The 262-nt window shown below is 69.8% G+C and carries 1 pseudogene; it reads left to right on the forward strand.

The features are described from left to right. Positions 1 to 262, forward strand: a pseudogene (locus ACX3VQ_RS13020) (adenosine deaminase); the annotation flags it as partial.

Below are 262 nucleotides of genomic sequence, written 5' to 3' on the forward strand. Positions count from 1 at the left end.
GGCGAGGAGCTCGGGATCTCCGCGGAGCTCATCCTCTGCTTCCTGCGCGACCTGCCCGCCGAGGACGCGATGGCGACGCTTGAGGCCGCGCTGCCGTATCGCGAGCTGATCGTCGGCGTCGGGCTCGACTCCGACGAGCACGGCCATCCGCCGGCGAAGTTCGCCGAGGTCTTCGCCCGTGCCCGGGAGGCGGGCCTCCTGCTGACGATGCACTGCGACATCGACCAGGAGAACTCGATCGAGCACATCCGCCAGGTGCTGC

Source organism: Altererythrobacter chaiwopuensis, assembly GCF_054957735.1.